Source organism: Rothia sp. CCM 9419, from assembly GCF_048512815.1.
Classification (GTDB): Bacteria; Actinomycetota; Actinomycetes; order Actinomycetales; family Micrococcaceae; genus Rothia.
In genome coordinates this window covers 152006-163254 of sequence record NZ_JBLXXY010000002.1, presented here as the reverse complement: position 1 = coordinate 163254, position 11249 = coordinate 152006, and the positions used below count along the sequence as shown (strand labels likewise).

13 protein-coding genes and 1 riboswitch are annotated in these 11249 nt (G+C 48.5%); all 13 genes read right to left on the bottom strand.

Annotated elements, in window-relative coordinates:
* Positions 1-17 precede the first annotated feature (17 nt).
* The 13 genes from trpC to bioA all read right to left on the bottom strand — a co-directional run bounded on the left by trpC (position 18) and on the right by bioA (position 11247).
* A complete protein-coding gene (gene trpC / locus ACN08W_RS02695) occupies positions 18-848 on the bottom strand; it encodes an indole-3-glycerol phosphate synthase TrpC (RefSeq protein ID WP_419106877.1) in 831 nt (276 codons plus the stop codon).
* Positions 849-958: 110 nt separating this feature from the next.
* Positions 959-1210 carry an HGxxPAAW family protein gene (locus ACN08W_RS02690; protein WP_419103085.1) on the bottom strand — a complete coding sequence of 84 codons (252 nt, stop codon included), beginning with the start codon at positions 1208-1210 and terminating at the stop codon, positions 959-961.
* A 124-nt stretch (positions 1211-1334) separates the two neighbouring features.
* Positions 1335-1913, bottom strand: a complete 579-nt coding sequence (locus ACN08W_RS02685) for a Trp biosynthesis-associated membrane protein (RefSeq protein ID WP_419108742.1) — start codon at positions 1911-1913, stop codon at positions 1335-1337.
* A gap of 10 nt (positions 1914-1923) precedes the next feature.
* Positions 1924-3513, bottom strand: coding sequence for an anthranilate synthase component I (locus ACN08W_RS02680; RefSeq protein ID WP_419108741.1), 1590 nt, complete (start codon positions 3511-3513; stop codon positions 1924-1926).
* A 98-nt stretch (positions 3514-3611) separates the two neighbouring features.
* On the bottom strand, positions 3612-4004 hold the full coding sequence (gene hisI / locus ACN08W_RS02675) for a phosphoribosyl-AMP cyclohydrolase (protein WP_419106874.1): 393 nt from the start codon (positions 4002-4004) through the stop codon (positions 3612-3614).
* A 25-nt stretch (positions 4005-4029) separates the two neighbouring features.
* A complete protein-coding gene (gene hisF / locus ACN08W_RS02670) occupies positions 4030-4791 on the bottom strand; it encodes an imidazole glycerol phosphate synthase subunit HisF (protein ID WP_419103082.1) in 762 nt (253 codons plus the stop codon).
* Positions 4792-4881: 90 nt separating this feature from the next.
* A complete protein-coding gene (gene hisG, locus ACN08W_RS02665) occupies positions 4882-5727 on the bottom strand; it encodes an ATP phosphoribosyltransferase (protein ID WP_419103081.1) in 846 nt (281 codons plus the stop codon).
* A gap of 22 nt (positions 5728-5749) precedes the next feature.
* Positions 5750-6013, bottom strand: coding sequence for a phosphoribosyl-ATP diphosphatase (locus ACN08W_RS02660; RefSeq protein ID WP_419103080.1), 264 nt, complete (start codon positions 6011-6013; stop codon positions 5750-5752).
* A 212-nt stretch (positions 6014-6225) separates the two neighbouring features.
* A complete protein-coding gene (gene pnuC, locus ACN08W_RS02655) occupies positions 6226-6927 on the bottom strand; it encodes a nicotinamide riboside transporter PnuC (RefSeq protein WP_419106871.1) in 702 nt (233 codons plus the stop codon).
* 141 nt (positions 6928-7068) lie between these two features.
* Positions 7069-7206, bottom strand: a riboswitch (FMN riboswitch).
* Between the two features lie 96 nt (positions 7207-7302).
* Entirely contained in the window at positions 7303-8160 is an 858-nt protein-coding gene (locus tag ACN08W_RS02650) for a hypothetical protein (protein WP_419103078.1), read from the bottom strand.
* 192 nt (positions 8161-8352) lie between these two features.
* A complete protein-coding gene (rpe, locus tag ACN08W_RS02645) occupies positions 8353-9009 on the bottom strand; it encodes a ribulose-phosphate 3-epimerase (RefSeq protein ID WP_419103077.1) in 657 nt (218 codons plus the stop codon).
* Between the two features lie 55 nt (positions 9010-9064).
* Positions 9065-9853 carry a dethiobiotin synthase gene (gene bioD / locus ACN08W_RS02640; protein WP_419108740.1) on the bottom strand — a complete coding sequence of 263 codons (789 nt, stop codon included), beginning with the start codon at positions 9851-9853 and terminating at the stop codon, positions 9065-9067.
* 5 nt (positions 9854-9858) lie between these two features.
* Positions 9859-11247 carry an adenosylmethionine--8-amino-7-oxononanoate transaminase gene (gene bioA / locus ACN08W_RS02635; RefSeq protein WP_419108739.1) on the bottom strand — a complete coding sequence of 463 codons (1389 nt, stop codon included), beginning with the start codon at positions 11245-11247 and terminating at the stop codon, positions 9859-9861.
* Positions 11248-11249: the final 2 nt, after the last annotated feature.

Here is an 11249-nt window from a genome sequence, read left to right as displayed (position 1 = left end):
GTTGCGTAAGTTGGGTCTTAGGCGTTTTGTTGTTGGAGGTATTGTGTGCGTCCGGTGTGTCCGGCTTGTTTGAATTCTCGGACAGTATTTTCGGGTTCTCCGGAACGAACGAGTGCTTCTCCGACGAGGACGGCTTGTGCCCCGTGTAGTGCGTAGTCTGTGACGTCTTGAGCTGTGGAGACACCGGATTCTGCGATGATGACAGCGTCTTGAGGAAGTAGTTGGGCTAGTTCTGCAAAGTGTGCGTTGTTAACGTCCAAAGTTTTGAGGTTGCGTACGTTAACACCAATGATGTGGGCTCCTAGTGTTTTGGCGCGCTCAATTTCTTCTGGTGTGTGCGTTTCAATGAGTGCTCTCATCCCTAGTTTATGGGTGAGTTCTAGAAATTCTTTGAGTGTTTGGTCATCCAGTGCTGCGACGATGAGGAGGATGAGGTCAGCGCCGTAGGCTCGTGCTTCCCAAATCTGGTATTCGTCGATGATGAAGTCTTTGCGTAGTATGGGGATGTTGACGTGTTCGCGTACCGTTTTGAGGTCGTTGAGTGTCCCTTTAAAGCGTCGTTGTTCAGTAAGAACGGAGATGACGCTGGCTCCCCCTCGTTCATAGGCTTGTGCGAGGGCGGCGGGGTCGTGTATTTCTCCGAGTTCGCCCTTGGACGGGGAGGCTCTTTTAACTTCTGCGATGACGCTAAAGGTATTGGCGTTCTGAGTTCTTAGGTAGTTGAGTACTTCGAGTGCAGGTTTTTGGTTCTGGGCTTGGCGTTGTATTTCCTCAAGAGGGGTGTTGTTGATGCGTTCGGTGAGGTCTTCACGTACACCTGTAATGATGTTTTCTAGGACTGTTGCCATGCCAATGTTCCTTCATCAGAAAATAGTTGTTGGTTGCTGATAATAATTCCTATGAAATAAGCGTCCCGCCGAGGGCGAGACGCTTATATAAGAGGTCATATACGGAACTTTTAGTGTCCGGTGTATTTAGTCTTTGCCCCACCTTGGCCGTAGCCTGCAGCTTTAAGAGCCCAACCGACGAATGCGCCGAGGACCATCACGCCAAGGCCGAGCCAGAAAAAGAAGGGACGGCCAAAATCAAAGCCTAGTGCGGAGATGAGTGCACCAAGAATCATCACAGAGAACATGCCCCATGAAGCAACGGTGTTTCCGTGGTTTGGGTATGGAATCTCTGGTGAAAGCACGACCTGCTCTTTAGCCATTGTTTCTCCTTGTATGTGTGTGTTCCTCTAGGTGAAGGAAATAAATCTATTGACGATTCTAGTCGATAGCGTCATGAACAGCTCAGATTTATGCGCTATGTTGCGTGGTTTTACTCGCCGGCTCTTAGCTTCTTGCGGTGGGATCGACCCCTGCGCTGAGAGAATCCCAAGTATCGATGTCGTCTATTTCATCGTCTATGCGGTGGGTTGTTCTGTCGTATTTTCTTTTCTTGGGCCAGTGCGTCACCGCTAGGAACATGTATATTCCTAGAATAATGATGAGTATGGCACCACAAAATGATGCCCACGGCCAGAAGGTAATGGTGTAGTCTGCTGAGACTTGTGACAGTCCAGTAGCTTTTCCTACGGGCGTTGTTGAAGCTGAAACGGGGTTTGTTAATACCGATATGACGGATGCGCACATTCCGACTCCGGTCAGCGATAGTAGTACGGCGACGATACGCGCAATTCGTGTAGAGGCTAAACGAATGACGAGCATGCCTGCTAAAGCTACGAGGGAGAGGGAACTTACGGCGGGGGCTGCCTCTGAACCGGCAACATGCAAGGTGGAGTCAAGGAGTGAGGTGTTAACTCGAACGTCAATCCAGCTAGGTAGTGTTGAGCCAAATGTTATTGCTGCACATAAGAGGGTCAGGAACGTTGTTTTAGGGGCGTTTAGACGAGTGTAGAAAGATGTCGGCATCAGTAATCACTCAGTTTTCTAGCTCTGTTGGGTGCTGTTGAGTGCCAGTGGAGAGTCTTTTGATACCAGCAGCTAACGCTACAGCACGTAAAGGTGCTGCTGCTTTGTGACAGGTTTCTTGTTCTTCAGATGATGGGTCAGAATCTAAGACAAGACCTGCTCCTGCTTGTATATAGGCGTGTGTGCCTTTGAGTAAAGCGGTGCGAATAGCAATGGCCATGTCCATGTTGCCAGCAAAATCAAAATATCCGCACACTCCCCCATACACTCCACGGCTTTGAGGTTCGTATTGGTCAATCAGTTGCATAGCACGTGGTTTAGGTGCACCTGAAAGTGTTCCGGCGGGGAAGGTCGCGCGAAGAACATCATAGGCGTCGTAATCTTCACCTTTTTGTGCAGTGACGGTAGAGGAGATATGCATAATGTGGCTGAAACGTTCAATTTCCATGAACTGCTCTACAGCTACAGAGCCAGGCACCGCGATACGTGATAAGTCGTTGCGGGCTAAATCAACAAGCATGAGATGTTCTGAGCGTTCTTTATCATCTGCAAGGAGTTCTTCACTGAGTTTGAGGTCTTCTTCGCGGGTAGCACCACGCGGACGTGAACCGGCAATGGGGTGTGTGGACACAACACCGTCTTTGAGAGTTACTAGTGCCTCTGGTGATGAACCAACAATATGGAAAGGTTGCCCTTCGGTGTCTTCAAAGTTGAATAGGTACATGTAAGCAGAGGGGTTAGATTGACGTAACATCCGGTAGACGTCTAGTGGTTCTGCGTGGTTCTCGATGGTGAATCGACGTGAAAGAACGAGTTGGAATACATCACCGTCGATAATGTTTTGGCGGGATTGTTCTACGACGTTGAGGAATTCTTTCTCTGTCATAGAACATTGAGCTTGGGCAAGCGCATGTTCAACGTTATTGGTGCCATGTAGTTCAGATACGGTTGAACGTTCTAAAGGTTGTGAAAGTTTATCAAGCATACAGTGGACGCGTTCGACAGCGTCTTCGTAGGCTTGTTCAACGTTATCGTCGGTACCGTTGAAGTTAATGGCGTTGGCAATCAGGGTTACGGTACCGTCAGTGTTATCGTGTATTGCCATGTCTGAGACAAGGTTAAGCGCGAATTCCGGTAGTTGGATATCGTCCTGTGGCTGATGTGGAAGATTTTCCCAGTGCCGTACAACATCCCACCCAAGATAGCCGACCAGTCCGCTGGTGAGTGGGGGAAGATGGTCAAAACGTTCGGTGTGTAATGTTTTGAGAGTTTTTTGGATGGCCTCGACAGGATCGCCGTCAGTGGGTGCACCAACCGGTGTTTCTCCTTGCCAAAAGACTTTTCCTGCAGAGGTGGTTAAAGTTGCGCGAGAATGTGCACCAATAAATGAGTAGCGTGACCATTGAGCATTTTCTGCTGCTGATTCAAGTAAGAATGTTCCAGCTTGTGCTGTCCCGTCACGTAGCACCAAAGCACGGTAAAGTCCGATAGGAGTCAGCGAATCTGCCAAAATTTTGGTGTAGACGGGGATGACACGACGAGTCTTCGCTAATGTTTGAAATTGTTCAAAGCTGGGGGAAATAATGCCCATATCTTGCATATGCGGTGAAGTCCTCTGCATTGGTATCTAGCTGGAAGATGGTGTATCGCTATTGTAAGTCTTTTGAAGGTCTTAGCAGAACCCTTCAACATAGCTTATTATTGTGCGGCAGGTGTTGGCAGGACGGTTGCAGGAAGTTCTCCCCCTGTTAAAAAACAGGTCCGTTGTCCTGTATGACAGGCTGCTTCTATCTGGTCAACTTGTAGAAGCAGAGCATCTTTATCGCAGTCTACTGATACTGACTTAACATATTGGTAATGTCCTGAAGTATCGCCTTTACGCCAGTATTCTTGGCGAGAACGAGACCAGAACGTGACCCGTCCTTCGTTCAGTGTCCGTCGTAAAGCTTCTTGGTCCATCCACCCCAACATCAGCACTTCGCCAGTATCGTACTGTTGAATAATTGCGGCAATGAGGCCTTGCTCGTTATAACTTAAGTGAGCGATACGTTCTTCACGTAAAGATTTTTCAGATGAGGATGCGCTATTCATCGTTCGGTTGTCCTATTCTTAGTTTTTAGCGGACGTCATATCCGGCGTCTCGAATAGCATCTTTAACTTCAGCGATGCTCACCTCACCAAAATGGAAGATGGACGCCGCAAGAACCGCGTTTGCCCCAGCTTCAATGGCGGGCGGGAAATGTTCCGGTGCTCCAGCCCCTCCAGAAGCAATCAGTGGAAGCTTTGTGATAGCTCGAACGGCTTGAATCATCGGGAGGTCAAAACCTGTTTTTGTTCCGTCAGCGTCAATAGAGTTCAATAAGATTTCTCCAACACCGCGTTTTTCGGCTTCGGCAATCCACTCTAGCGCATCAATTCCGGTACTTTTTTTACCGCCATGAGTGGTAATTTCGTATCCTGAAGGAGTGTTTTCGGATCGTTTAGCATCCACTGATAAGACAAGCACCTGAGAACCAAAACGTTCTGTGATGTCGTTAATGAGTTGAGGGTTTTTGATAGCTGCAGTGTTGATAGATGCTTTATCTGCACCGGTGCGTAGAAGTTTGTCCACGTCATCGACGCTACGTACTCCCCCACCAACGGTTAAGGGAATAAACACAGTTTCTGCTGTTTTTTGGACGACTTCAAAAGTTGTTTCTCGGTTAGCAGTTGAGGCGGTAACGTCTAAGAACGTGAGCTCGTCAGCACCAGCTTGGTTATATTGAGCTCCTAGTTCGACGGGGTCTCCAGCATCGCGTAGCCCCTCAAAGTTAACCCCTTTAACCACTCGTCCTTGATCGACATCAAGGCATGGAATCACTCGGATAGCAACGCCCATAGATTATTTAGTCCTTTACCTTGTTCTGTTACCTACTATGACGTGTTGGTGCTTCCCGTCAAAGAAAGCACCTCGATGTTGTAGGGCTCTTTAAAGACGTGCAGCCTGTACCGGAGAGACGAGAATAGCACGCGCACCAATATCGTATAACTGGTCCATAATGTTGTTGGTTTCTTGACGTAACACCATAGAGCGCACAGCAACCCATCCTTCTCTTTCAAGAGGAGAAATTGTCGGTGCTTCTAAACCTGGTGTGAGTGCAGACGCTTGTGGCAGTAAGGCTTCAGGAATGTCGTAGTCAACGAGAGCGTATTGACGTGCGATGAGCACTCCGCGAAGGCGACTAATGAGCCGTTCAAGACCGTGTGTATCTTCAACTTCTTTGCGTCGAATCAGGAGAGCTTCACTGTGCATGAGTGGTTCGCCAAACGGTTCAAGCCCCGCAGCTCTCATAGTGTTTCCTGTTTCAACAACATCGGCGATAGCGTCAGCTACACCTAAACGAATTGAAGATTCGATAGCCCCGTCCAACCGTGTCACACTGGCTTCAACACCTTGTTCTTGTAGATATTGGCGGACGAGTTGGGCGTAGGATGTTGCGATACGTTTGCCGTTAAGCTCTTGAATATTTTGGAATTGGCCTTGTGGCCCAGCAAAACGGAACGTTGATTTTGCAAAGTCAAGGGCAAGACTCTCAACCGCTGGTGCTTGAGAGTCTTGTAGTAGGTCACGTCCAGTAATACCGACGTCAAGGGTCCCTTTACCAACGTACACTGCAATGTCTCGAGGTCGTAGGTAGAAAAATTCGATGTGATGTTCTTGGTCAACGATGACGAGTTCTCTACTGTCACGACGTTGCAGGTAGCCGGCTTCTTTGAGCATACGGCTCGCCGCTTCAGATAAAGATCCTTTGTTGGGTACAGCTACACGTAACATGGAACATCCTTCATGAATGAGTTTAGAGGTATTTATAAATATCTTCGGGTGTGAGGCCTTTAGCAATCATCATCACTTGAAGGTGGTATATCAACTGAGATGCTTCTTCTGCAAATTCTTCATCGCTTTGATATTCGGCAGCCATCCACACTTCGGCAGCTTCTTCAACAATTTTTTTGCCAATACCATGTACGCCACGGTCTAGTTCTTCAACGGTTTTAGAGCCTTCGGGGCGGGTACGAGCTTTTTCGGTGAGTTCAGCAAAGAGAGATTCAAAGTTTTTCACCTTTTCCACTCTAAGGCAGTTTGTCTCAGAAGATGTGCACCCTCGTCTGCAGAATAGCATGATGACCGTTACTCTTTTATTCACATCAGAAGTAAGTGCTTCCTTAGATTAACATCCCTTCTTTAAGATATGAGGGCGGTAGCTTCACCTTGCGAAGGTGAAACTACCGCCCTCAAGGACTCCACGAGAGTATTGCGAGCGAGCCCTTGACTTTATGTGTGAATCCTATCGACGGTTGGGTCGGGGAATTGTGTTTCCAACGCAACCTGAGCTGCTTCACGGTTGCGAGCGCGCCACCAGACGAAGAATCCCACGAGAGTGAACCCACCGTAAAAGACATACATGAGTGCTGTTGCGTAGTATCCGGCGGACCAGAGAAGTGGAACACCGACGATGTCTACGGCTACCCAGATGAGCCAGAATTCAACCCATCCTTTGGCCATGCCGTAGGTGGCAAGGAGGGAGCCTGTGAAAATCCATGCGTCAGACCAGACTGGTTCGTATGAGCCTAGTGCCCTAAAGATAGGGGTAAGGACTGCTGTTCCTGCCAGCATGCCGACGATGAGAAAAATGCGTTCTTTTGCTGTTGCCCATGTAGGGATGACAGCAGAAGAGCCGTTGTCTTTTGAGGTTTTCCACCGGTACCATCCCCAGATAGAGACGATGATAAACATGACTTGTCGTCCGGCTTGTCCTAGCATGTTGATAGTGTTGATGGAGCCGAAGAATGTTCCAAGGAATACGGTAAAGAGGAGGAGATTACCCGCTATTCCAACCGGCCATGCCCAGACTTTACGGCGCATACCGCCCAATGCTGAGGCTAGACCAAAAATGTTACCGAGGACTTCGCGCACCAAAAGCGTTTGATCGCCAATGTGAAGTTGTGCGTCGAAGAGCCACCGCAGAAAATCCATGTTTTTCCCTTTCGCGGAGGCTCCGGGAAGAACAAAGCGGGGTTTATCTCGTGTCGAATACGCCCTTGATGTGATGGGGCGTATTTACATAGAGTTCTTGTAGAGGCACTTTGGATATAGGAGTGTCTCTACGCCGTTTTGCTCGTGCTACCTTCCATCCAGACTGTACTGTCGGTATTGGAATTTCACCAATCAGGCTTATCGCAAAGAGTAATCTTTGAGGTAAGTTAGCGGACTATCACCGCCGGTTCGGATTTTCACCGGGTCCCGGAGCACGATGTTGTTATTGCGCTTTTGATTATTGCACAGTTTCGCTAGGGAAAACACCCACAACTCACACGATGTTAGATATTTGTTATCTGCCGTCATGTTCGTTTATGTATCGTCATTTTGGTGTTGTGCACACCAATCTTCAATGGCGATTTGTACGGCTTGGTAGTTAATGCGGGCCCGTAATGCGTCCTCTCTGAAGCCGTGTTGTTGAAAAACATCAAGTGCTGTTTTTGCGTGAACAACAGCAACGTGAGGAGCTCCAGTACTATATTCTGCGATAGCTAGCCCTTCGTAGCAGCTGCCGACTTCCCAGTATGATTGGTGTCGTTCAAAGATTTCGAGGGCTTCCGTGTAGAGCAGCTTTGAGGCGTCATAGTCTCCACTCAGTTTTTCAAGGAAAGCAAGCTGCATCAAAGCGACAGCTTGGGTGTATTCCACCTCTTCACGTGGCACTTGGTAATATAACCCGATTGCTCGATGAAAATGACGTCTCGCTTGGTCAAGTTCTTGACGATGTGCCAGCATGTTAGCCAGAGTATGCGCGTTACGTCCGGCTTCTTCAAAATATTTGATGTTTTCAAACTCGTCAATGACCTGCTGGTAGCATTGTTCGGCTTGTTCTGTTTGTTCACACCCTAGGTAGATTAGCGCGAGGCTTTGCCGTTGGGAGGCGACTTTTTCTTGACGGCCGAGTGATTCAAAGAGGTTAATAGCTTTTTGCGCGAAGGGAAGAGCAAATTCATACATGTTGTTGTTGCCGTAGGCGGCAGCTAAGGCTGAACAACAGGTTGCTTCACCTTCTTTGTCAGATAGTTGAATGAAGGCGTTCAGGGCATTTTCGAAGCAGAGAGTTGCTCTTGGGTAGTCTTGTATGCGGAAGAATTTTTGTCCGTTATGGTATTTTTCCCAGGCGTAACCTAAAGGGGTATGTGCTGCTCGTCGTGCGCCGCGTTTTCCCATTGGAGAACTCCTGCCTCTGTTGTCATCTCTGAGCTGGTTCCTAGCACCCTTAAGAAATAAGGATACCCATATTTTATGGTTAGGATAACCTATTTTCAAGATATGAGGGGTGTCAACGTCCTTTGACACCCCCTCTTACCTCTAAGATGCGCGAGAACAAAAGCCTTACAGCAACATCAGAGCGAACATGAACTATACGCTACGAGCACGCTCTCTCAGAGCACTAATAGCCGCAGAAAGATCCTCTGCCCCAAAGACAGAAGAACCCGCAACAAAAGTATCAGCACCAGCTTCTGCTGCGCGCACAATAGTTTCTTCAGTAATGCCACCATCAACCTGTAAACGCAGTTGTGCGCCAGAGCCAGCAATCGCTTCTGCCGCTCGACGAATTTTAGGGAGCGTAACGTCTAAGAATGCTTGCCCACCAAAACCAGGTTCAACCGTCATTATCAGCAACATGTCTAGTTCGCTCAACATATCCAGATACGGTTCGACTGCGGTAGCCGGACGTAACGCCATACCAGCTTGTGCCCCTTCAGCGTGCAAAGAGCGAGCCAAACGGATAGGTGCTTGAGCGGCTTCAGCGTGGAAAGTAACAGATTCACAACCCATCTGTGCGTATTCTGGCGCCCACCGGTCAGCGTCTTCAATCATGAGGTGTACATCAAATGGCAGTGGCGACACCTCACGCAAACGCTTCACCACAGCAGGACCCCAGCTAAGGTTCGGAACAAAATGATTATCCATCACATCAACGTGAACAGCGTCTGCTGAGCTAATACGCTGTAAGTCACGTTCAAAGTTCGCAAAATCTGCACTCAAAATAGAGGGGTGAATATGACAGTCCATGGTTCTTTCTTCCGTTCCAAAAGCTCTGAGCGTTCTCTGAAAAACACCTTCAACACTACTCTATCCCACACCAGCGAGAAGCATTTTTCCGAAACTCCTGCAGCTCATCGAAGCAATGCACAAACTCGGTGTCTTCTCCCACCACAAAAGATTTTCCAGCACCTTCAGGAATAGCGCCGAGCACGGGGCACCCTAAACGCACCAAAAAGTCAAGGTTACTTCGATGTATCTCTGTTGGAGATGACGGCATAGCCCCAATCAAAACCCCCGCCACGTTAAGCGAACGAACACGAAGATACTCATAGGTCAAAAGTGTGTGGTTAAGAGTTCCCAGCCCAATACGTGCCACAATTACGGCACAAGAATCATGAACATCTTCAGCTATCAAGGACATTAAATCAGCTTGATGCCCCCACCCTCTCGAATTCACGGCAGTGCCAATATCAACACTTACTCCCCCAGAACCCTCAACAATCACCACATCATAGCTATCTCGCAGTTGATGAATTGTTTTTGCGTAATCTTCTAGAGAAGGTAAAGTGCAACCATTTTTTTCTGCTGCCGCCACAGGAGCCATCGCATCAGGTAGACGCACCCCCTCATAGGAATCAGCGCCACTAAGATACGCTGCTAGTTGAGCGTCTGCCGGCATATTGGGTTGCACCCCCGTTTGAGCAGGCTTATAGACTGCTACAGTTTTACCGTGAGCAATGAGCGCAGCCGCGCAAGCTGCTGTAGCGATAGTCTTACCAACATCTGTATCAGTACCCACAATATGCACGACAGAACACTCATGCCAAGGTCGGTGTCGTTCATCATTCGCATGTTCTAGTAGTTCAAACATTATTCTTACTCTCCGTGCACCTCTGCAACAGATTCAACGAGGGCACGACCAATATGTTGTATCTCTTCTTCCGTAGCAATATAGGGTGGCATTGTGTAGACCAAGTTCCTAAAAGGACGCACCCAAACGCCACGGCGAAGAGCTGCCTGTGTAAGCTCAAAAATACGAACATCCTCATAGAGTTCAATAACTCCAATACCTCCAAGAACTCTCACATCACGCACAGACGTTAAAGATTGTGCAGGCTCTAAAGAATCTTTCAAAGCCCGCTCTAAACGGGGTACGCTCTGTTCCCAGCGCGACAGCGGGTACCCGTCAAGAGCGCCGGTTAATAAATCCAAGGAAGTACACGAAGCGGCACTTGCTAACGGGTTGCCCATAAAGGTTGGCCCATGTAAAAGGGCACGATGTTCAGAACCACTAATTGTTGAAGCGACGTTAGTGCTCACGAGCACTGCTGCTTGAGTCAGGTATCCTCCGGTGAGTGCTTTGCCGACGGTCATAACATCGGGAACAATGTCGCTCCATTCGGTAGCGAAAAATTTTCCAGTGCGTCCAAAGCCTGTTGCAATCTCATCAAAAATAAGAAGGAGCTCATAACGGTCGGCAAGCTCACGCAAAGTATTCAACGTATGGGGGTGGTAAAAGTGCATGCCACCTGCCCCTTGAGCAATAGGTTCAACCACAATAGCTGCTAAAGAATCATGTTCTTTGGCGATGATAGTTTCCGTCGTTTTCTGCCAATGATGCTGAGCTTGTTCGTTGACGGACCATTGTTGCTGCGCGTTATCGTAAGTTGCGCTAGGAGGTCGTGGCGCAAAGAGCTGTTCTGGGATAAACCCTCTGAACTCACTGTGCATACCTCCAATAGGGTCGCATACGCTCATTGCACCAATCGTGTCCCCGTGGTATCCGCCTTCTAGAGCAAGAAAACGGTTTTTGGTGGGGCGTCCTAACGCACGCTGATATTGCACAGCAAGTTTGAGCGCCACTTCTACCGAGACAGACCCTGAGTCAGCTAAGAACACGTGGTTGAGTTCCCCTGGTGCAAGACGAACAAGACGTTCTGCAAGATTGATTGCAGGCTCGTGTGTTAGACCGCCAAACATCACATGAGAAAATTTTTCTATTTGTGCTCTCAATGCCTGGTTTAATGCGGGGTGAGAATACCCGTGAACTTGACACCACCATGAGCTCATTGCGTCAAGAACGGTATAGGTAGCCCCGTCTTCGTCTTGTAGTTGCAGTTGAGTACCTTGGGCAGATAACACTCCGTAGAGAGGTTTAGTCTCTAACGGGGCGTAAGGGTGCCAAAGCATTCCACAATCGCGATGAGCCAGAATATTTTTCAGGTTATGGGGATTGTTCTCGGTATCAGAAGTATTATTGAACACTG

Bases quoted from the DNA above. Each gene is read 5' to 3' on its own strand.
- trpC (WP_419106877.1), bottom strand. From the start codon at position 848: ATGGCAACAGTCCTAGAAAACATCATTACAGGTGTACGTGAAGACCTC.
- ACN08W_RS02690 (WP_419103085.1), bottom strand. From the start codon at position 1,210: ATGGCTAAAGAGCAGGTCGTGCTTTCACCAGAGATTCCATACCCAAAC.
- ACN08W_RS02685 (WP_419108742.1), bottom strand. From the start codon at position 1,913: ATGCCGACATCTTTCTACACTCGTCTAAACGCCCCTAAAACAACGTTC.
- ACN08W_RS02680 (WP_419108741.1), bottom strand. From the start codon at position 3,513: ATGCAAGATATGGGCATTATTTCCCCCAGCTTTGAACAATTTCAAACA.
- hisI (WP_419106874.1), bottom strand. From the start codon at position 4,004: ATGAATAGCGCATCCTCATCTGAAAAATCTTTACGTGAAGAACGTATC.
- hisF (WP_419103082.1), bottom strand. From the start codon at position 4,791: ATGGGCGTTGCTATCCGAGTGATTCCATGCCTTGATGTCGATCAAGGA.
- hisG (WP_419103081.1), bottom strand. From the start codon at position 5,727: ATGTTACGTGTAGCTGTACCCAACAAAGGATCTTTATCTGAAGCGGCG.
- pnuC (WP_419106871.1), bottom strand. From the start codon at position 6,927: ATGGATTTTCTGCGGTGGCTCTTCGACGCACAACTTCACATTGGCGAT.
- ACN08W_RS02650 (WP_419103078.1), bottom strand. From the start codon at position 8,160: ATGGGAAAACGCGGCGCACGACGAGCAGCACATACCCCTTTAGGTTAC.
- rpe (WP_419103077.1), bottom strand. From the start codon at position 9,009: ATGGACTGTCATATTCACCCCTCTATTTTGAGTGCAGATTTTGCGAAC.
- bioD (WP_419108740.1), bottom strand. From the start codon at position 9,853: ATGTTTGAACTACTAGAACATGCGAATGATGAACGACACCGACCTTGG.